Annotated in this window: 17 protein-coding genes; all 17 read right to left on the reverse strand. The window is 70.3% G+C overall.

What is annotated here, in order from left to right:
* Window positions 1-42: 42 nt before the first annotated feature.
* The gene (pyrF, locus tag MRBLWH3_RS12115; RefSeq protein ID WP_363432181.1) at window positions 43-876 is read right to left on the reverse strand and encodes an orotidine-5'-phosphate decarboxylase; all 834 of its coding nucleotides are present in this window, start codon (window positions 874-876) and stop codon (window positions 43-45) included.
* Window positions 873-4,160 (reverse strand): carbamoyl-phosphate synthase large subunit, encoded by a 3,288-nt coding sequence (gene carB, locus MRBLWH3_RS12120; protein WP_363432184.1) that lies wholly within the window; start codon window positions 4,158-4,160, stop codon window positions 873-875. Before carB ends, pyrF begins: the two co-directional genes overlap by 4 nt.
* The gene (gene carA, locus MRBLWH3_RS12125) at window positions 4,153-5,343 is read right to left on the reverse strand and encodes a glutamine-hydrolyzing carbamoyl-phosphate synthase small subunit (protein ID WP_363432187.1); all 1,191 of its coding nucleotides are present in this window, start codon (window positions 5,341-5,343) and stop codon (window positions 4,153-4,155) included. Before carA ends, carB begins: the two co-directional genes overlap by 8 nt.
* Window positions 5,340-5,849 carry a hypothetical protein gene (locus MRBLWH3_RS12130; RefSeq protein WP_363432189.1) on the reverse strand — a complete coding sequence of 170 codons (510 nt, stop codon included), beginning with the start codon at window positions 5,847-5,849 and terminating at the stop codon, window positions 5,340-5,342. Before MRBLWH3_RS12130 ends, carA begins: the two co-directional genes overlap by 4 nt.
* A complete protein-coding gene (locus MRBLWH3_RS12135; RefSeq protein WP_363432191.1) occupies window positions 5,846-7,156 on the reverse strand; it encodes a dihydroorotase in 1,311 nt (436 codons plus the stop codon). The genes MRBLWH3_RS12130 and MRBLWH3_RS12135 overlap by 4 nt, the downstream gene beginning before the upstream one ends.
* Window positions 7,153-8,166 (reverse strand): aspartate carbamoyltransferase catalytic subunit, encoded by a 1,014-nt coding sequence (locus MRBLWH3_RS12140; protein WP_363432194.1) that lies wholly within the window; start codon window positions 8,164-8,166, stop codon window positions 7,153-7,155. The genes MRBLWH3_RS12135 and MRBLWH3_RS12140 overlap by 4 nt, the downstream gene beginning before the upstream one ends.
* Entirely contained in the window at window positions 8,163-8,693 is a 531-nt protein-coding gene (gene pyrR, locus MRBLWH3_RS12145) for a bifunctional pyr operon transcriptional regulator/uracil phosphoribosyltransferase PyrR (RefSeq protein ID WP_363432196.1), read from the reverse strand. The genes MRBLWH3_RS12140 and pyrR overlap by 4 nt, the downstream gene beginning before the upstream one ends.
* Before the next feature lie 116 nt (window positions 8,694-8,809).
* The gene (locus MRBLWH3_RS12150) at window positions 8,810-9,343 is read right to left on the reverse strand and encodes a DoxX family membrane protein (RefSeq protein ID WP_363432198.1); all 534 of its coding nucleotides are present in this window, start codon (window positions 9,341-9,343) and stop codon (window positions 8,810-8,812) included.
* Between the two features lie 160 nt (window positions 9,344-9,503).
* Window positions 9,504-11,081 carry a Rieske 2Fe-2S domain-containing protein gene (locus MRBLWH3_RS12155; protein WP_363432201.1) on the reverse strand — a complete coding sequence of 526 codons (1,578 nt, stop codon included), beginning with the start codon at window positions 11,079-11,081 and terminating at the stop codon, window positions 9,504-9,506.
* 106 nt (window positions 11,082-11,187) lie between these two features.
* Window positions 11,188-14,460, reverse strand: coding sequence for a DEAD/DEAH box helicase (locus tag MRBLWH3_RS12160; protein WP_363432204.1), 3,273 nt, complete (start codon window positions 14,458-14,460; stop codon window positions 11,188-11,190).
* A gap of 52 nt (window positions 14,461-14,512) precedes the next feature.
* Window positions 14,513-14,923: a transcription antitermination factor NusB gene (gene nusB, locus MRBLWH3_RS12165; protein ID WP_363432207.1), complete on the reverse strand. Its 411-nt coding sequence runs from the start codon at window positions 14,921-14,923 to the stop codon at window positions 14,513-14,515.
* A 19-nt stretch (window positions 14,924-14,942) separates the two neighbouring features.
* Window positions 14,943-15,503, reverse strand: coding sequence for an elongation factor P (gene efp, locus MRBLWH3_RS12170; RefSeq protein WP_045302503.1), 561 nt, complete (start codon window positions 15,501-15,503; stop codon window positions 14,943-14,945).
* Window positions 15,504-15,620: 117 nt separating this feature from the next.
* Window positions 15,621-16,079 carry a type II 3-dehydroquinate dehydratase gene (gene aroQ, locus MRBLWH3_RS12175; RefSeq protein ID WP_363432209.1) on the reverse strand — a complete coding sequence of 153 codons (459 nt, stop codon included), beginning with the start codon at window positions 16,077-16,079 and terminating at the stop codon, window positions 15,621-15,623.
* Between the two features lie 71 nt (window positions 16,080-16,150).
* Window positions 16,151-16,684: a GNAT family N-acetyltransferase gene (locus MRBLWH3_RS12180; protein ID WP_363432211.1), complete on the reverse strand. Its 534-nt coding sequence runs from the start codon at window positions 16,682-16,684 to the stop codon at window positions 16,151-16,153.
* Window positions 16,681-17,757 (reverse strand): 3-dehydroquinate synthase, encoded by a 1,077-nt coding sequence (gene aroB / locus MRBLWH3_RS12185; protein ID WP_363432214.1) that lies wholly within the window; start codon window positions 17,755-17,757, stop codon window positions 16,681-16,683. The genes MRBLWH3_RS12180 and aroB overlap by 4 nt, the downstream gene beginning before the upstream one ends.
* Window positions 17,754-18,296 carry a shikimate kinase gene (locus MRBLWH3_RS12190; protein WP_363432217.1) on the reverse strand — a complete coding sequence of 181 codons (543 nt, stop codon included), beginning with the start codon at window positions 18,294-18,296 and terminating at the stop codon, window positions 17,754-17,756. Before MRBLWH3_RS12190 ends, aroB begins: the two co-directional genes overlap by 4 nt.
* Complete coding sequence (aroC, locus tag MRBLWH3_RS12195; RefSeq protein WP_363432220.1) at window positions 18,280-19,509, reverse strand: chorismate synthase; 1,230 nt, start codon at window positions 19,507-19,509, stop codon at window positions 18,280-18,282. The genes MRBLWH3_RS12190 and aroC overlap by 17 nt, the downstream gene beginning before the upstream one ends.
* Window positions 19,510-19,517 lie beyond the last annotated feature (8 nt).

A 19,517-nucleotide genomic window follows, 5' to 3' on the forward strand; every position in this document is an offset into this window, starting at 1 on the left:
TGGGGCGAGGCCCCAACGGGTCGGGTGCGCGAATCGGGCATTTCAACCACCACGGTAGAGAAGGGCGCGCTCGGATATGCGCGCGGCGAGCCGGTCGGGTCCGGCAGCCAGGATGCTGCGGCTCTCAGACGCTACCACCGCTTCCTGCAGGACGCCGAAGCGCGCACCGAGGTCGTTCGGATTCGCCCCCTGATGACCGAAGCCCGGCCCGAGGATGGGCGTCACCGGCGCGAAGGACCGAAGGCCGGCGTCCGACCAGTCGACGGTGCCGCCGATCACGAAGCCGAGGCTCCCCCACTCGCCGGCGGGCGTCGCGCGGGTGTTGCGTTCGGAGACCTCGCGGACGATGCCGGCGGAGACCGTCGCACCGTCGGCGTGGTGCGCGCGCTGCGGCCCCTGCGCCTCGGGGTTGCTCGTCGCGGCGAGCACGAACACGCCCTTGCCGTTGCGCAGCGCGACGTCGAACGTCCCGTCGAGCGCACCCACGCCGAGGAACGGGCTCACCGTGAGAGCGTCGGCCTCGAGCGGCGAGCCGGGTGTGAGCCAGGCCTGCGCGTACGCGTCCATCGTGGTGCCGATGTCGCCGCGCTTGGCGTCCGCGATCACGAGGAGTCCCGCGTCGCGCGCCGCCGCGAGGACGTCCTCGAGGGCGGCGAAGCCGGCCGAGCCGTGGACCTCGAAGAACGAGACCTGCGGCTTGACGACGGCGACCCGGCCTGCGGCGGCCTCGACCACGCGCAGGCCGAACTCGCGCACCCCGGCGGCCGAGGCATCCAGCCCCCACTCGGCCAGCAGGTGCGCGTGCGGATCGATGCCGACGCACAGCTGCCCGTGCGCCGCCATGGCGGCGCGGACGCGTTCTCCGAATGAGGTCATGCAGCTCCCTGTCGATCGGCGGCGTACTCCTGGAGGCTCTTCACGTGGAAGCCTTCGCGCAGCACCGGCAGCGCGCTCACCGCGGCGCCGAGCACCGCCATCGTGGTGAACAGCGCCTTGTCGCCGGCCACGGCCGCGGCGCGGATCTCGTAGCCGTCGGCGCGAGTCGCGCCACCTGACGGCGTGTTCACGACGATGTCGATGTCGCCGGCGTTGATCAGATCGACGATGTTGGTGCCGCCCGACTCCAGCGTCTCCGAGTACTTCTCGACCACGCGCACGTCGATCCCGTTTCGGGCGAGGATCTCGGCGGTCCCTTCGGTCGCGACCAGATCGAAGCCGAGCTCCTGCAGCCGGTGGGCGGGGAGGATCACGGCGCGCTTGTCGCTGTCGGCGACCGAGATGAACACGGTGCCCGACTGCGGCATGCCGCCGTACGCGGCCTCCTGCGACTTCGCGAACGCGGTCGGGAAGTCGCGGTCGATGCCCATGACCTCGCCGGTCGAGCGCATCTCGGGGCCGAGCACGGAGTCGACGGTCTGACCGTCGCGCGTGCGGAACCGCTTGAAGGGCAGAACGGCCTCCTTGACGGCGACGGGGGCGTCGAGCGGGACGCGCGAGCCGTCCTGCTCGGGCAGCAGCCCCTCGGCCTTCAGTTCGGCGATCGCGGCGCCGGCCATGATGCGCGACGCGGCCTTGGCGAGCGGGATGCCGAGCGCCTTCGACACGAAGGGCACGGTGCGGCTCGCGCGAGGGTTCGCCTCGATGACGTAGAGCACGCCCGCCGAGATCGCGAACTGGACGTTGAGCAGGCCCCGCACCCCGACACGCTCGGCGATGGCGCGCGTGGCCTCGCGGACGCGGTCGATGTCGGTCCGCCCGAGGCTCACGGGCGGCAGCGTGCACGACGAGTCGCCGGAGTGGATGCCGGCCTCCTCGAGGTGCTCCATGACGCCGCCGATGTAGAGCTCCTCGCCGTCGTACAGCGCGTCCACGTCGAGCTCGATCGCGTCGTCGAGGAAGCGGTCGACGAGCAGCGGGAGCCCCGGGCCGATGATCGCCTCGCCCGCGACGCGGATGAAGTAGTCGCGCAGCGCCTCGGTCGAGTAGACGATCTCCATGCCGCGGCCGCCGAGCACGAAGCTCGGGCGCACCAGCACCGGGTAGCCGATCTCCTCGGCGACCGCGACCGCTCCGTCGACGTCGATCGCGGTGCCGTTGCGCGGCGCGACGAGTCCGGCGTCGTCGAGCAGGCGCGAGAAGAGCTCGCGCTCCTCGGCGAGGTCGATCGCGGCGGGCTTGGTGCCGAGGATCGTGTAGCCGGCCTCCTCGATGCCCTTCGCGAGGCCGAGCGGCGTCTGACCGCCGAGCTGGCAGATGACGCCGAGGATCTTCCCCGACTGGGACTCGGCGTGCAGCACCTCGAGGACGTCCTCGAGGGTCAACGGTTCGAAGTACAGGCGGTCGGACGTGTCGTAGTCGGTCGACACGGTCTCGGGGTTGCAGTTGACCATGACGGTCTCGTAGCCCGCGTCCGACAGGGCGAACGAGGCGTGCACGCACGAGTAATCGAACTCGACGCCCTGGCCGATGCGGTTCGGGCCCGAGCCGATGATGACGACCTTGGTGCGCTCCGACGGCGTCACCTCGGTCTCGAAGTCGTAGCTCGAGTAGTGGTAGGGCGTGAGCGCGGGGAACTCCCCCGCGCACGTGTCGACGGTCTTGTACACGGGACGGATGCCGAGACCGTGACGGATGCCGCGCACCTGGGTCTCGCTGTCACCGCGCAGCTGCGCGACCTGGGCGTCGCTGAAGCCGTGCTCCTTCGCGATGCGGAGGGTGGCGGCATCCAACTCCCCCGCCTGCGCGACGAACTCGGCGACCTCGTTGATGAGCACGATCTGGTCGAGGAACCATGGGTCGATCTTGGTGGCCTCGAAAGCCTGCTCGACGGTGGCGCCCTTGCGCAGCGCCTGCTGCAGCACGACGATGCGGCCGTCGGTCGGGGTCTTCGCGATCTCGAGGAGCTCCTCCACAGAACGGGGCTCGTCGTTCCAGTGGAAGCTCGAGCCGCGCTTCTCGAGCGAGCGCAGTGCCTTCTGCAGCGCGGTCGCGTAGTTGCGGCCGATCGCCATCGCCTCGCCCACCGACTTCATGGTGGTGGTGAGCGTCGTGTCGGCGGCAGGAAACTTCTCGAAGTTGAAGCGCGGCACCTTGACGACGACGTAGTCGAGCGTCGGCTCGAAGCTCGCCGGGGTCACCTTCGTGATGTCGTTCGGGATCTCGTCGAGGCGGTAGCCGATCGCGAGCTTCGCGGCGATCTTCGCGATCGGGAATCCGGTCGCCTTCGAGGCGAGCGCGGACGAGCGCGACACGCGGGGGTTCATCTCGATGACGATGATGCGGCCGTTGGTCGGGTCGACGGCGAACTGGATGTTGCACCCGCCCGTGTCGACGCCCACGGCGCGGATGATGTCGATGCCGATGTCGCGCAGCTTCTGGTACTCGCGGTCGGTCAGCGTGAGGGCCGGGGCGACCGTGATGGAGTCGCCGGTGTGGACGCCCACCGGGTCGACGTTCTCGATCGAGCAGACGACGACCGTGTTGTCGGCGGTGTCGCGCATGAGCTCGAGCTCGTACTCCTTCCACCCGAGGATCGACTCCTCGAGCAGCACCTCGTTCGTCGGCGAGTCGTGGAGGCCCGCGCCGCCGATGCGGCGGAGGTCCTCCTCGTCGTACGCGAATCCCGAGCCGAGGCCGCCCATCGTGAACGACGGGCGCACGACGAGCGGGTAGCCGAGCTTCTCGGCGCCCGCGAGCAGTTCGTCCATGGTGTGGCAGATGACGGATGCAGCGACATCGGCGCCCGCCGCGATCACCAGCTCCTTGAAGATCTGGCGGTCCTCGCCCTTGTTGATCGCCTCGAAGTCGGCGCCGATGAGCTCGACGCCGTACTTCTCCAGGATGCCGTTCTTGTGCAGGTCGATCGCCGCGTTGAGGGCGGTCTGCCCGCCGAGGGTCGGCAGGATCGCGTCGGGCTTCTCCTTCGCGATGATCGTCTCGATCACGCGCCAGTTGATGGGCTCGATGTAGGTCGCGTCGGCGAAGTCCGGGTCGGTCATGATCGTCGCCGGGTTGGAGTTGACCAGGATGACGCGCACGCCCTCCTCGCGGAGCACGCGGCAGGCCTGCGTGCCCGAATAGTCGAACTCGCACGCCTGGCCGATGACGATCGGGCCGGATCCGATGACGAGGACGGAGTTGATGTCAGAACGCTTAGGCATCGGTGGGCTTTCCGGTCGTTGAGCGAGCGTGCGAGTCGAAACGCGAGAGGTTCGCGACGACGAGGTCGCGGAAGCGGTCGAACAGGTAGTTGGCGTCGTGGGGTCCGGCTGCCGCCTCCGGGTGGTACTGCACCGAGAAGGCCGGGATGTCGAGAGCTCGCAGTCCCTCGACCACCTGGTCGTTGAGGCCGACGTGGCTGACCTCGACCTTGCCGTAGCCGTGAGGGCTGTCGAACTGTCCCTCGACGGGCGCGTCGACGGCGAAGCCGTGGTTGTGCGCCGTGATCTCGACGCGGCCGGTCGCCTTGTCGAGCACGGGCTGGTTGATGCCGCGGTGGCCGAACGGCAGCTTGTAGGTGCCGAGGCCGAGGGCGCGGCCCAGGAGCTGGTTGCCGAAGCAGATGCCGAAGAACGGCAGGCCGTCGTCGAGCACGTCCCGCAGCAGCTCGACGTGGTCGCCCGACGCCGCCGGGTCGCCGGGGCCGTTCGAGTAGAACACCGCGACCGGCTCGATCGCGCGGATGCCGTCGATGGTGACGTCCTGCGGGAGCACGTGCACGTCGAAGCCGCGGGCGGCCAGGTTGTCGACCGTGGCCTGCTTCACGCCGAGATCGAGCACCGCGAGATTGCCGATGCGCTCGCCCTTCGCCGGGGTGACCTCGGCCGCCGCCACCGACACCTGCGCGGAGAGGTTCTGCCCGGCCATCTCGGGCGCCTCGCGGACGAGGCGCAGCTGCTCTTCGGGATCGATCCGCGCCGCCTCGCCGGAGAAGATCGCCCCGCGCATGCTGCCCGCGGAGCGGATGTGGCGCGTGACCGCGCGGGTGTCGATGCCGCTGATGCCGATGACCCCGTCGTTCACCAGCGCGTCGTCGAGGGACTCGTCGGCGCGCCAGTTGGACACCACGCGGGAGGGGTCGCGCACGATGTAGCCCGACACCCAGATGCGTCGCGACTCGGGGTCCTCGTCGTTCATGCCGGTGTTGCCGATGTGGGGCGCCGTCTGCAGCACGATCTGGCCGGCGTACGACGGGTCGGTGAGGGTCTCCTGATAGCCGGTCATGCCGGTGGCGAAGACCACCTCGCCGATGGTGGTGCCGAGGGCGCCGTAGGCGCGCCCGACGTGGCGTGTCCCGTCCTCGAGCACGAGGACGGCCGGGTCGGTCTGGAACAGGGAGGTCATGCGTCGGTTCCCGTCTGGGTCGGGGGAAGGATGTCCGCCACCGCGTCCGCGAGGGCGCGGGCAGAGGCATCCTGGGGTCGGAGATAGGAGTCGACGACCGTGCCGTCGTCGAGGCGCCAGGCGAGGCGCACCAGGCCGTCGGGCTCGACGACGCGGTCGATCGCGACCGTCGCCTGTGCGACGTCCTCGATGCGGTCGACCGCGAGGAACACGCGCGGCTTGCCGGTGAGGTCGAGCGCGAGGCCCGCGTCGGTCACGGTCACGTCGGAGCGCGAGCGGAAGGCGAGGCCGCCGATGGCGAGGCGCTCGAGCGGCTCGCCGTGACGCGTGGTCGCGACGTAGAGCGTCGGGAATGCCGCGAGGGTCGCGGCGCCCGCGGGGATCTCGCCGACAGGCGCGACCAGCGCGGCGTCGCGCCGCGTTCGTCGCCACCAGGCCCACACCAGCACGCCGAGCAGCGCGATGGTGACCGCGACCATGACGCCGAGTGCGGCCTCGCGGGTCATGCGCGCACCCCCGGCGTGTCGAGGAGAGCGCCGTCGGCGACCGTGACGGTGCCCTGGTGCAGGGTCCAGCGGACGTCGCCCGGCAGCTCACGGCCGAGGTACGGCGAGTTCACACTCCGGCCGTGCAGGTCGTCCGTCGTGAACGTGCGGCGCGGCGACGGGTCGTAGAACGCGAGGGACGCCGGCTGTCCCTCGGTGAGCGGGGTGCCGTGACCGGTGAGCCGACCGATGCGGGCGGGCTCGCGCGACATGATGCGCGCGACATCGCCCCACGTGATGAGGCCGGTGTCGACCATCGACTGCTGAACGACGCGCAGGGCGCTCTCGAGCCCGACCATGCCGTTGGCGGCCGCGTGCCACTCGCACGCCTTCGCCTCGGCGGGGTGGGGCGCGTGGTCGGTGGCGACGATGTCGATCGTGCCGTCGGCGAGACCCTCGCGAACGGCGAGCACGTCCTCTTCGCGGCGCAGCGGCGGATTCACCTTGAAGCGCGCGTCGTAGTCGCGCACCAGCTCGTCGGTGAGGAGCAGGTGGTGCGGCGTGACTTCCGCTGTCACGTTCACACCGCGGCGCTTGCCCCAGCGGATGATCTCGACCGACCCGGCCGTCGAGAGGTGGCACACGTGCAGGCGCGAGCCGACGTGCTCGGCGAGCAGCACATCGCGGGCGATGATCGACTCCTCGGCGACGGCGGGCCAGCCGGCCAGACCGAGCTCGGCCGACACCGAGCCCTCGTTCATCTGCGCCCCCTCGGTGAGACGCGGGTCCTGCGCATGCTGCGCGATGACGCCGTCGAACGCCTTCACGTACTCGAGTGCGCGCCGCATGATGAGCGGGTCCCACACGCAGAAGCCGTCGTCGCTGAAGACGCGCACGCGGGCTCGCGAGTCGGCCATGGCGCCGAGCTCGGCGAGCCGCTCGCCTTTCTGGCCCACCGTGACGGCGCCGATCGGCTGCACGGTGACGTAACCGGCGGCCTCGCCGAGGGCGAGCTCCTGCTCGACGACACCGGCGGTGTCGGCGACAGGCGACGTGTTGGGCATCGCGAACACGGCGGTGTACCCGCCGGCCGCGGCGGCGCGCGAACCGGTGAGGATCGTCTCGGATGCCTCATACCCCGGCTCGCGCAGGTGCGTGTGGAGGTCGACCAGGCCGGGCAGCAGCACCAGGCCGTCGACGTCGATCTCGCTTGCGCCGGCACGGCTGACGCCGGGCCCGATGGCGGTGATGACGCCGTCCTCGACGAGCACGTCGGCGGCCGTCGATCCTTCGACCAGCGCTCCGCGGAAGAGTAGGGTCTCGCTCATCGGGTGTTCTCCTTCGCTGTGCCGTCCGGGGCAGGGGCATGCGCGGTGGACGTGGTCTCGGCCGGGGTGCGCTCCGCGCCCGCCAGCAGCAGGTAGAGCGCCGCCATGCGCACCGAGACGCCGTTGGCGACCTGCTCGAGCACGGTCGAGCGTGGCGAGTCAGCGGCTTCTGCGGAGATCTCCAGACCCCGGTTCATGGGTCCGGGGTGCATGACAATGCTATCGGCTCCGAGTGCCTGAAGTCGGCGGGCATCCAGGCCCCAGCGGCGCGAATACTCCCGTTCAGTCGGGAAATACGCCGCGTTCATGCGCTCCAGCTGAATGCGCAGCATCATGAGCGCGTCGGGGCCCTCCGTGATCGCCTCGTCGAGGTCGTACCGCACCTTGACCGGCCAGTTCGTCATGTCCTGGGGTACGAGCGTGGGCGGCGACACCAGGGTGACGCTCGCGCCGAGGGTGTTCAGCAGCCACACGTTCGAGCGTGCGACGCGCGAGTGGAGCACGTCCCCCACGATGGTGACCTTCACCCCGGCGAGATCGCGGCCGCGGCTCTCGCCACCGAACCGGCGCTTGCGGATGGTGAACGCGTCGAGCAGGGCCTGCGTCGGGTGCTCGTGCGTGCCGTCGCCGGCGTTCACGACCCCCGCGCTGATCCACCCGCTGGTCGCGAGGGTGCGCGGCGCTCCCGACGCGCCATGGCGGATGACGACGGCGTCCGCCCCCATCGCCTGCAGGGTCTGCGCAGTGTCCTGGAGCGACTCCCCCTTCGAGACGCTGGACCCTTTCGCCGAGAAGTTGATGACGTCCGCCGAAAGCCGCTTCGCGGCCGCCTCGAACGAGATCCGGGTGCGCGTCGAATCCTCGAAGAAGAGGTTCACGACGGTCTTGCCGCGGAGCGTGGGAAGCTTCTTGACCTCGCGCTGCTGCGTGGCGGCCATGTCCTCCGCGACGTCGAGGATGCGCAGCGCATCCTCGCGGGCGAGGGTCTGGGTGTCGAGCAGGTGCCTCATGACTCGATCGTCACCTCCTCGACGCCGTCGGTCTCCGCGAGACGCACATTCACGCGCTCCTCGCGGGAGCTCGGCAGGTTCTTGCCGACGAAGTCGGGCCGGATGGGCAGCTCGCGGTGGCCGCGATCGACGAGGGTCGCCAGACGCACCGCTGCGGGACGGCCGATGTCTTGGAGGGCATCGAGAGCCGCACGGATGCTGCGCCCCGAGAAGAGCACATCGTCCACCAGGACGACGACCTTGCCGTCGATGCCGCCGGCCGGGATCTGCGTCGGCTGCGGCGCGCGGGTCGGATTGCGGTGCAGGTCGTCGCGGTACATCGTGACGTCGAGGGATCCCACCGGGACGGGGGCGCCGCCGAACTGGGCGACGAGCGCACCGACGCGATGGGCGAGTGTGACGCCGCGAGTGGGGATTCCGAGGAGGACGAGTCCTTCGGGGCCCCTGTTGGACTCGAGGATCTCGTGGGAGATCCGAGTCAGGGCCCGGGCGATGTCGGCCTCGTGGAGCACGGTGCGCGTGCTCATCCGCCGCTCCCTTCTCCGCCTCACAGGACGGTGTTAAAGGTTGCTGTGATCGCCGACCAGTCTACGACACGGTGGGGGCCGGCCCCGAACCCGGACCGGCCCCCCTGTGTGACGGGTCAGCGGCGCGCGGGTCCGCGCAGCACGCGCGAGGCCACGACGAGCGATGCGGCGATCAGCACCACGTTCTTGAAGATGTACTGCCCGGTGAGAGTCGGGCCGACCGGGCCGAAGACCTCGGCGGGCAGCAGCACGATCGGCGACAGGATGCCGACGAACGCGAGCGCGAGCACGACGAGGCCGGCGCGGGCGAACACGCCGCCGGCGACGAGCAGCGCACCCGCGGCCACCTCGATGACGGCTGTGGCGACGAGAGCCGCCTGCCCGCTGACGAGTCCGAAGGTGAGCTTCTCCCACGTGCGACTGACGAGCTCCTCGACGGGGCTCACGCCCGGGAAGAACTTCAGGGCGCCGAAGACGAGGAAGACGGCGCCGAGCGCCACCCGCAGTGCGGGGATGCTCCAGCGCTGCAGCCACGTCTTCACGGCCGCTTCGGCACGTGCCTCCCACGTGAGAAGGGCGGTGAACGGGTTCGGACGACCGGTGGAGACGGGAACGACGCCGCCGGCGCCGTGGATGGGAACGGTGGTCATGGCGTGACTCCTTCGGGTTCTGAAGCCCGCGATCGCGGGCACGGTGATCAGGACACGAAAGGGTCGCGAGGTGATACGAACCAGCGCAGATCGGCACCGACCTCACACAAAAGCCGACAGCCGACCGCCGCCTGTTGTGGAGGATCTACAACACAGGCTCTCAGGCCGCGGGGCTCGTCGCGGCGCGGTAGAGGTCGTCCTCGACCTGCGAAGCCCGGATCGGGTGTCCCTGGCTCGTCAGGCACCTGCCGCTCGCGAGGTCCCACTTCCAGTCGTGCAACGAGCACGTGAGGACACCGTCTTCGATCTTGCCCGTCTTGGTGAGATCGGCTCGCAGGTGCGGGCAGCGGCGCTGCACGATCCACTCGCCGAGCTGCGCATCCTCGGTCTGGTCGGTCTGCTCGGCGTACCAGTTCTCGACGTACTCGATGCGATCACGAGACAGGCACTTGAGGAATGTGGTGAGGAACTCGTTGAACTTGCCGCTGCGCCCCACCTCGAATTGCATCGAGAGGAAGATCGAGTTCGACCAGTCGATCTCGTGGTCGGCGATGTTGGTCGACACCAGGTCGGCGGGGATCGTGTACCAGTAGATGCACTCGTCGCCCTCGGCGTACTCGCGCACCTTGGCCTTCGGGAAGTCCACGACCATGTCGAGCTCGCCGATGCGGAAGCGCACCACCCCGCCCACACCGTTGCGGATGGTGCGGGCGCGGCGCAGCAGCGGCTCCCACCATTCCTTGATCGCGGCGAGCATCTCGTCCGGCGGCAGCACCGCGGCGCGCGTCGCCTCCTCGGCGCGCACCTCGCCCTGGCGCGAATCGCGCTGCTCGGCGAGGTAGGCCCACTTGTCGTCGAAGACTCGGTCGATCTCGGCCGGGGTGTACAGCGTCTGCGTCACGGAGATCTCGCCGCCGTTCAGCTCCACCACCGTGCCGGGCACGAACTCGTAGCCCTTCTGTTCGGGCCGCAGCTCTGCCATGTGGGTGAGGAACTGGCGCTGGTCGGTGAAGATCGCGTCGTCGTCGATGCCATAGCCGTTGTACTTGAACAGCTCCTCGCGGAGGAACATCGGCGGCCCTGCCATGGGGAAGACGTGTTCGGCGTCGACCTTCTCGATGTAGTACATGGCGCGCTTGTTCTGCGCGTCCCGCTTGAGCTTCGCGAAGTTCTGCTTGGCGTCCTGCGGCAGGTCGTAGACCATCGGCCACCAGATCGCGCCCGACACCTGCGTGAAGTACGCTTCCGGCTTCGAGAAGGACATCAGCTTCTCGAGGTCGAGCGGGTGCGAGTCGTTCTGATTCAGGATGCTCGCCGTGCCGTCGTCGACGCTCAGCGACGAGTCGCCGATCGGTCCGTCGCTCGGCGCGCGCAGCGGGGTCACCATGATCTTGAGCTCGCCGAACTCGAGCGGCACGCCGGCCTGCGTGTAGACGATGTTGTCGTACCCGAGCTTTCGCAGATCCTGCTCGAGGTCGTCCGTCGGGTAGTCCGGCAGAAGCACTTTGATGGTCTTCGGCACGTGCTTCCGCATGAGAGCCGGGTCGAAGTGATCGCGGTGGCGGTGGGAGATGTAGAGGAAGTCGGCCTTGCCGTAGGTCGCCCAGTCGAGCGCACGGTTGTCGGGGAACGGGAACCACGACCCGAAGAAGGTCGGCCCGACCACCGGGTCGCAGAGGATGCTGCCTCCCGCCGTCTCGATGAACATTCCGGCGTGGCCGAGGCCCGTGATGCGCATGGGGGTACCCTCCTGTCGAACCAGACGAGTCTAGGTGAGGCTCGCGGGACGCACCGGATCGCCCGCCGTGCAAAACCGGATCCGGCGTGCCGAGGATGGTGCGAGATCAGTCCTCGAACAGGCCGCGGATGTCGTCGGCGGTGAGCACCTGCCCGAACAGCGCGTCGTCGTCCATCACCGACCGGAACAGGCGCGCCTTGCGCTGCTGCAGCACCATGACCTTCTCCTCGATCGTGCCGTTCGCGATCAGCCGGTACACCATGACGCTGCGGTGCTGGCCGATGCGGTGAGCGCGGTCCACTGCCTGCGCCTCGGCGGCGGGGTTCCACCACGGGTCGAGCAGGAACACGTAGTCCGCCTCGGTCAGTGTGAGTCCGAACCCGCCGGCCTTGAGGCTGATGAGGAACACCGGCGCCTCTCCCCCGCGGAAGGCGGCGACGGCCGCGTCACGGTCGCGCGTCGATCCGTCGAGGTAGGCGTAAGGGATGCCGCGTGCCTCGAGCTGCTTCGCCACCAGACCCAGGAACGACGTGAACTGGCTGAATACGAGCGCGCGGTGCCCCTCCGCCAGCGCTTCGTCCAGCTGCTCGAAGAGCGCCGCGAGCTTGCTCGGGGCGATGCCCGCATGCGCGGGATCCACCAGCTCGGGAGCCAGGCTCAGCATGCGCAGCAGCGTGAGCGACCGGAACACGATGAACCGGTTGCGGTCGAGGTCGTCGAGGAGTCCGAGGACCTTCTGGCGCTCGCGCTGCAGCACGGTGTCGTAGAGGGCACGGTGCGCGGCACCCAGTTCGATCCGCACCTCCTGCTCCTGTTTGACAGGCAGGTCCGCGGCCACGAGCTCCTTCGTGCGACGCAGCACGAGCGGACGGATGCGGCGCCTCAGCCGAGCGAGGCGGCCCGCCCGGTACGCGCCGCCCTCCTGGTTCTCGGGCACCTTCCCCTTCTCGATCGGACCGACGTACTCCTCGCGGAATCTGCGGCTCGAGGCGAACAGCCCCGGCGCCGTCAGCGAGAGCAGCGCCCACAGCTCCGTGAGGCTGTTCTCCAGCGGCGTGCCGGTGACGGCGAACACCGCGTCCGCCGAGAGGTCTCGCGCGGCCCGGTATGCCTTGGTCCGGCTGTTCTTCACGAACTGCGCCTCGTCGAGGATCAGTCCCGCCCACGCCACCGCACCGAACTCGCGCTCGTCGAGCCGGAGCAGCGTGTACGACGTGACGACGATGTCGGCGGTGGGCGCGGCATCCGTCACCCTCGTTCCGCGCTTCGCGCGGGTCGCGTCGACGACGGCGACCCGCAGGTCCGGTGTGAACCGGGCCGCCTCGTTGCGCCAGGTCGATAGTACGGAGGTCGGCGCCACCACGAGGAAAGGCCGCGTCTCGCCGTGTTCGCGGGCATGGGCGATGAGCGCGAGCAGCTGCAGCGTCTTTCCGAGTCCCATGTCGTCGGCGAGGATGCCGCCCAGCCGGTGATTCCAGAGGAAGGCGAGCCAGTCGTAGCCGACGCGCTGGTAAGGCCTCAGCTCGGCGTCGAGACCCGACGGCAGCGGAGCCGGGGGCACGCCGCCGGCATCGCGCAGCGCTTCGACGGTCGCGCGCCAGGACACCGCCGGCTGCGCCTCGTCGGCGAGGTCCTCGAAGTCCGCCCAGAGAGCGGTCTGGTAGCGGCTGATGCGAGGCCCGGTCTCCCACTCGTCGAGCTCGCCGGCCTCGTCGATGAGGTCGCGCAGGCGCTGCAGCGACGGATGCGACAGCGAGAAGTACGCGCCGTCGCTCAGGAGGATCTTCTTGCGGCCGCGCGAGAGCGCTGTGAAGAGCGTTCCGAACGGGATGCGGCGGCCGTCGATGGTCACGACGACGCCGAGATCGAACCAGTCCGGATCGTTCGTCTCGACCGTGGTGATGTCGATGCGCGGATCGCCGGCGAGCTCGCGGTACTGCGGGCGCTGCCCCGAGATCTCGACGCTCACGTCCGTGTCGGCCTCGAGCAGCGGCAGCAGCCGCGACGCGAACTCCGCCGCGTCGAGACCGGTCAGCGTATCGGCAGAGGCGAGGTCGACCGGTGCGTGGTCGCGCCACAGCGACTCGACGCGACCGCGGATGGCCGTCTCGGCCCCGGCGTCACGCTCGCCGCCGGTCGCGTCGAATCCGAAGAGGTCGCCGTCGCCGTAGCGCCATGACAGCGTGTAGACCAGGCGGTGATTCGGCTCGAAGTGCACGCGGGTGACGAGCTCGGGTCGTGGCGGCGGGGCGACGTCCAGCCCGGGCGCGTCGATCTCGACACGGCGGCCGATCCGGGGCAGGTGGTCGCGGACGAACTCCCCGGCCTCGGCGCCGGGCACCACGACCGCTTCGCGCGCCGCGAGGAGCGCGGGGACGGGGTCGGGCAGGGCGACGGCGGCGAGCACGAGGTCGATGCGCTCGCGCTCGAGAGTGAACCGGTAGACGCCCGTGCGCCCGACCGGGCGCAGGGTCGCAGCATCCGCGTGCTGGCCGTCGATCGTGACGACGGGCGCGATCTCGAGCCCGCGGCCGGTGCGCAGCGCCTGTATGACGACCGTCGCCGAGGTCGCGAGGGCGACGGTCGTGCTGCGCTTGGTCGGAACGAGTGGGATGCCGCGATCCGCGGCGGCCGCGAGGTGCGGCCAGAGCAGGCTCGACTCGATGTCGTCGAGCGTGAGCCACTCCGAGACGTCGGAGAAGGCGCCGAACGAGCGGACGTCGCGGCCGATGCTGTGCAGCTCCGCGAACCAGCGCGCCTGCGCGGGGTCGAAGGCGGTGGTCGGCCGGCGCACGGCGTCCCACGAGACGTCGCCCTTGATCCAGGCGTCGGAGCGGACCGAGCGCTCGAGCGGTCGCAGGCCGACCAGGACGTCGGCGCCGTGCTGGTGCAGGCCCCGGGGGGTCGCGGACTCGACGCGCGCCGGCGCCCATGTCGACGCTCCGCGCCGGATGCGCTGACGGAGCTCGACGCCGAGGGCGAGCGGCGTCCGGGCGCGTTGCGTCGTCGGAGAGGGCGCGAACACGTCGCGCCACGACGACCCGCTCTCCGGCATCGGGGCGGCGGCGGAGAGGCGATTGCTCGCGAGCAACGTCGCGACCGTGTGCTTGCAGTCGAACTGCACCGGGCAGGTGCACGACGTCGCCGCGATGGGGTGGTCCGCGCGCTGCGGGTCGAGCCGAACGCGGCAGCGGTACGTGCGTCCGCCGCTGCCCGCGACGACCGCCTCGATGACGGAGGCGACCGCGTCCCATTCGAGGCGTTCGACGGCGCCGTCGGCGAAGTACCCGACGCCGCGCTCGTAGGTGCCGCTGTCGACGAACCGGCGGATGTGCCCGTGGTCGACGAACGGCGGGGGTCCGGCGGACGGCGGGGTCACGGCATCCATCCTGCCCGCTCCCGCCGACACCCGGCCGGACGGACGGTCGTGATCAGCTCGCGCGGGCGATGCGGGCGAGGACGCCGTGGACGAAGGGGCCGGACTCGTCGGACGAGAACTCCTTGACCAGCTCGACCGCCTCGTCGATCGCGACCGCGGTGGGCACCTCGTCGTTGTAGAGGATCTCCCACGCACCGATCCGCAGCACGGCACGGTCGACCGCGGGCATGCGGGCGAGGGTCCAGTCCTTCGCGAACGTCGTGATCTGCTCGTCGATGGCGTCCTGGTTGTCGATCACGCCGTCGACGATCTCGCGCGCGTAGAGCCACGAGGCCTGACGTGCCGGCTCGCTGGCCGCGCGCTTCGCCTCGGCCGCGAGCACCGTCGCGGGCTCGTCGCCGCGCACGTCCGCCTGGAACAGGATGTCGAGGGCGCGCTTGCGCGCCTTCGTACGGGCACTCATAGGTCAGCTGCCCCGGGCGTCAGTTGACGCGGCCGAGGTAGTCGCCCGTGCGGGTGTCGACCTTCACCTTGGTGCCGGTCTCGACGAACAGCGGGACCTGGATCTCGTACCCGGTCTCGACGGTCGCGGCCTTGGTGCCGGCCGACGAGCGGTCGCCCTGGAGGCCCGGCTCCGTGTACGTGATCTCGAGGACGACGGATGCCGGGAGCTCGACGTACAGCGGGTTGCCGTTGTTGAGCGCGATCTGCACCTGCTGGTTCTCGAGCAGGAAGTGCGCCGCGTCGCCGACCGTGGCCGCGCCGACATTGATCTGGTCGTAGTCCTCGACGTCCATGAACACGAAGTTGTCGCCGTCGTTGTACAGGTACGTGAAGTCGCGTCGGTCCACGTTCTCGATGTCGATCTTCGCGCCGGCGTTGTAGGTGCGGTCGACGACCTTGCCCGAGACGACGTTCTTCAGCTTCGTGCGGACGAAGGCACCGCCCTTGCCCGGCTTGACGTGCTGGAACTCGATGACGTTCCAGAGCTGGCCGTCGATCGAGAGGACGACGCCGTTCTTGATGTCTGCGGTGGAGGCCATGAGGGTACGGATCCGTTTCGTTGAAGTGCGTGGAGGCGATCGCTGCCCCGTGAAGAGCTCAAGGGTCGGACCTGCCGACGTTCGATTCTACGGGATGCCTGGTACCCGGCCGATTCGTCAGCCCTCGGCCTGCCCGGTGACGATGTCGATGAGACGCGCCACGGCGGTCGCGTAGCCCGGCACCCCCTCGCCGATCACATGGACGACGGCGACGTCCGCGACATAGGAGTGGTGACGGAACTCCTCGCGAGCCATCACGTCCGAGATGTGCACCTCGGCCACCGGCAGGCTCACGCCGGAGAGGGCGTCGCGGAGCACGACGGAGGTGTGGGTCAGGCCGCCGGGGTTGATGACGATGCCGGCGCAGTCCCTGCGCGCGTCGTGGATGGCATCGATCAGCACGCCCTCGTGGTTGCTCTGCACGGCCCGCACCTCGAAGCCGCGCCGGGCGGCAGCATCCGTCGCCACCTGCACGACGTCGGCCAGGGTCGCGGTGCCGTAGATCTCGGGCTCTCGGCCGCCCAGGAGATTCAGATTGGGGCCGTTGACGAGCAGGAGGCGGCGAGGGGCGGTCATGCTCGCACGATATCAGCGCGCGTGGAGCCGCACAGACCCCGTCCCGATGCATCGGATGGGGACCGTCTCGCTCATGGCAACGGGCGGGCCATCACGATCTCAGGACCGATGACGCTCGTGAACGTCTCCCCCGTCGGCACGAATCCCGCCCGGCGATACGCCGCCTGGGCGCGGAGGTTCTCCCGGTGAACGTCGAGGCTGAGCCGGGTGAGCCCGAGGGTCGTGACCCACTCTGCGGCAGCGGCGAGCAGGAGGTCTATCGCCCCCGTGCCGCGATGGGCGGGATTGACGTAGACCCCGACGACATCCGCCCGGCGGTCGTCGACGAAACGGCCGAGATGGTCGGTCTGCCCGCTGGCACGGACGAGCACGGAGAGGCTTCCGACCCAGACGTCGTCGATCACGGCCACGAACTGCGCGGCGGTCTCGCTCTCGGCGGCGAGTTCGGCGCGGTCGCGCCAGAACTGCTCCGGGCGCGCCGCGACCTGCTCGGGCGTCTCGAGGAAGGCGATGTTCGCGTCGGGATCGCTCGTCGACTCGAGCCGCAGCTCGCGCACCGCCCGCCACTCGTCGGAGCGGATGCGGCGCACGGCGCTGGTGCTCATCCCGCGACCTCTTGGTACGCCGCGAACAGCAGCGACTCGTCGGGCGCCTGCAGCACGGTGGGCTTCGCGATGTCGTCGAGCACGATGAAACGCAGCATGCCACCGCGGCTCTTCTTGTCGCGCTGCATGGTCGACAGCAGCTGCGGCCACGCACCGGGGCGGTACGTCGTCGGCAGCCCCAGCGACTCGAGGATGTCGCGGTGGCGCTGGGCGGCGGCATCCGTGAGCCGGCCGGCCAGGCGCGACAGCTCGGCGGCGAACACCATGCCCACCGAGATCGCGGCGCCGTGGCGCCAGCGGTAGCGCTCGGCGTGCTCGATGGCGTGGCCGAGAGTGTGGCCGTAGTTGAGGATCTCGCGCAGGCCCGCTTCGCGGAGGTCTTCCCCGACGACGCGCGCCTTCATGTCGATGGCGAGCTCGATCGTGCGGCGGAATGCGGCGCTCTGCGGATCGACGGCGCCCTCGGGATCGGCCTCGATCAGCTCGAGGATCTCGGGCGCCCAGATGAAGCCGGCCTTGACGACCTCGGCGTATCCCGCGACGCGCTCGTTGCGCGCCAGCGTGTCGAGCAGATCGAGGTCGCAGATCACAGCACGGGGCGCCCAGAACGCGCCGACAAGGTTCTTGCCCTCGGCGGTGTTGACGCCCGTCTTGCCGCCGACGGCGGCGTCGACCATGCCGAGCACGGTGGTCGGCACCTGCACGACCTCGACGCCGCGCAGCCAGGTGGCCGCGACGAAGCCGGCGAGGTCGGTCACCGCTCCTCCACCGAAGCCCACGACGGCGTCGGTGCGGGTGAAGTCGGCCTTGCCCATCACCTGCCAGCAGAACGCGGCCACTTCGATGCGCTTGCCCGCCTCGGCGTCCGGGATCTCGGCGAGCAGAACCTCGCGGTCCCCCACGAGTTGTGCGCGCAGCCGTCCGGCCTGTTCGGCGAGCGTCGGCGGGTGGATCACGAGCACCTTGCGTGCGGCGGGCGGGAGCGCGTCGCCGAGGGACGGCAGGATGCCGTGGCCCACGGTGATGCCGTAGCTCGCGTCTCCGCTCACGGTGATGGTGGTGGCATCCGTCATGCCGTCTGCTCCTTCTGCTCGTCACCGGTGGTGCCCCGCACCCACGCGACCAGGGCGTCGACGACGTCCTGCAGCGGACCGGTGGAGGTGTCGAGGGTGACATCGGCGAGCTCCTCGTAGACCGGCAGGCGCTCTTCGAAGATCGCCGTCCAGCGCTCGATCGCATCGTCGCCGCCCTGCAGCAGCGGCCGGTTCGAGTCGCGGACGCGGCCGGCGACCACCCGCGGCGAGACGGTGAGGAACACGACGCGGTGCCGGGCGAGGTCGGCGCGCGTCTCGGGGTCGAGTACGGCTCCGCCGCCCAGCGACACCACGCCGCCCGTGGCGAGCCCTTCGACCACGGCCGCCCGTTCGGCGGCGCGGAAGTGCGCTTCGCCGTATTCGGCGAACAGCTGCTCGATCGGTCCGTGGTCGCGGACGACCGCGGCGTCGGTGTCGAAGAATGGCACGCGGAGTGCGCGCGCAGCCTTCTTGCCGATGCTGGTCTTGCCGGCCCCCATCGGACCGATCAGCACGACGGCGTCAGAGCGCGCGGTCATGGTCGCCGAGACCGGAGTCGCTTTCCGCCGCACTGCGCAGCGCGTCGGGGATGGCCGCGAGGTAGCCCTCGAGGTTTCGGCGCGTCTCGGCGACGCTGTCGCCGCCGAACTTCTCCAGCACGACGTCGGCGAGCACGACCGCGACCATGGCCTCGGCGACGACGCCCGCGGCGGGAACCGCGCACACGTCGGAGCGCTGGTGGTGGGCGGACGCGGTGTCGCCGGTCGCGACGTCCACGGTGCGCAGAGCCCGCGGCACCGTGGCGATCGGCTTCATCCCGGCCCGCACGCGCAGCACGGTGCCCGTCGACATGCCGCCCTCGGTGCCACCCGCCTTGTCGCTCGAGCGGGTGATGCCGTCGCCGGCGACGAAGAGTTCGTCGTGCGCGGCGGAGCCGCGGCGCCGCGTGGTCTCGAAGCCGTCGCCGACCTCGACTCCCTTGATCGCCTGGATGCTCATGAGCGCCTGCGCGAGCTTCGCATCGAGGCGGCGATCCCAGTGCACGTGCGAGCCGAGCCCGGGCGGGAGCCCATAGGCGAGCACCTCGACGATGCCGCCGAGGGTGTCGCCGTCCTTGCGGGCCTCGTCGACCTCGGCGACCATGGCGGCGCTCGTCGCGGCGTCGAAACAGCGCAGCGGATCGGCGTCGAGCGCGTCGACGTCGTCGGGCGTCGGCAGTGCGGCGCCCTCGGGCACCTGCACGGGCCCGATCGACAGCGTGTGGCTGACGAGGCGGATGCCGAGCTCGGCCAAGAACGCGCGTGCGAGCGCGCCGAGAGCGACGCGAGCCGCGGTCTCGCGGGCGCTCGCGCGCTCGAGGATCGGACGGGCCTCGTCGAAGCCGTACTTCTGCATGCCGACGAGATCGGCGTGCCCCGGGCGAGGACGCGTGAGCGCGGCGCCGCGGCCCCGGGACTTCTCGGTGAGCTCGACGGGCTCGGCGCTCATGACCTCGACCCACTTCGGCCACTCGGTGTTGCCGATACGCAGTGCGATGGGGCTGCCGAGAGTCGTGCCGTGCACGACGCCGGACGAGATCGTGAGCTCGTCCTCTTCGAACTTCATGCGCGACCCGCGGCCGTAGCCGAGCTTGCGGCGCGCGAGATCCGCCTGGATCGCGGCGCGGGAGACGGGGACGCCCGCAGGAAGGCCCTCCATGACGGCGACGAGTTCGGGGCCGTGCGATTCGCCGGCCGTGAGCACGCGGAGCATTCGTCCAG

Source organism: Microbacterium sp. LWH3-1.2 (assembly GCF_040675855.1).
Taxonomy (GTDB): Bacteria; Actinomycetota; Actinomycetes; order Actinomycetales; family Microbacteriaceae; genus Microbacterium.

Coding starts and splice junctions, on each gene's coding strand:
- MRBLWH3_RS12135 (WP_363432191.1), bottom strand. CDS start 7,156: ATGAGCGAGACCCTACTCTTCCGCGGAGCGCTGGTCGAAGGATCGACG.
- MRBLWH3_RS12180 (WP_363432211.1), bottom strand. CDS start 16,684: ATGAGCACCAGCGCCGTGCGCCGCATCCGCTCCGACGAGTGGCGGGCG.
- MRBLWH3_RS12130 (WP_363432189.1), bottom strand. CDS start 5,849: ATGACCCGCGAGGCCGCACTCGGCGTCATGGTCGCGGTCACCATCGCG.
- MRBLWH3_RS12140 (WP_363432194.1), bottom strand. CDS start 8,166: ATGAGGCACCTGCTCGACACCCAGACCCTCGCCCGCGAGGATGCGCTG.
- carB (WP_363432184.1), bottom strand. CDS start 4,160: ATGCCTAAGCGTTCTGACATCAACTCCGTCCTCGTCATCGGATCCGGC.
- nusB (WP_363432207.1), bottom strand. CDS start 14,923: ATGAGTGCCCGTACGAAGGCGCGCAAGCGCGCCCTCGACATCCTGTTC.
- aroQ (WP_363432209.1), bottom strand. CDS start 16,079: ATGACCGCCCCTCGCCGCCTCCTGCTCGTCAACGGCCCCAATCTGAAT.
- MRBLWH3_RS12150 (WP_363432198.1), bottom strand. CDS start 9,343: ATGACCACCGTTCCCATCCACGGCGCCGGCGGCGTCGTTCCCGTCTCC.
- carA (WP_363432187.1), bottom strand. CDS start 5,343: ATGACCTCCCTGTTCCAGACCGACCCGGCCGTCCTCGTGCTCGAGGAC.
- efp (WP_045302503.1), bottom strand. CDS start 15,503: ATGGCCTCCACCGCAGACATCAAGAACGGCGTCGTCCTCTCGATCGAC.
- aroB (WP_363432214.1), bottom strand. CDS start 17,757: ATGACGGATGCCACCACCATCACCGTGAGCGGAGACGCGAGCTACGGC.
- pyrR (WP_363432196.1), bottom strand. CDS start 8,693: ATGAGCACGCGCACCGTGCTCCACGAGGCCGACATCGCCCGGGCCCTG.
- aroC (WP_363432220.1), bottom strand. CDS start 19,509: ATGCTCCGCGTGCTCACGGCCGGCGAATCGCACGGCCCCGAACTCGTC.
- pyrF (WP_363432181.1), bottom strand. CDS start 876: ATGACCTCATTCGGAGAACGCGTCCGCGCCGCCATGGCGGCGCACGGG.
- MRBLWH3_RS12190 (WP_363432217.1), bottom strand. CDS start 18,296: ATGACCGCGCGCTCTGACGCCGTCGTGCTGATCGGTCCGATGGGGGCC.
- MRBLWH3_RS12155 (WP_363432201.1), bottom strand. CDS start 11,081: ATGCGCATCACGGGCCTCGGCCACGCCGGAATGTTCATCGAGACGGCG.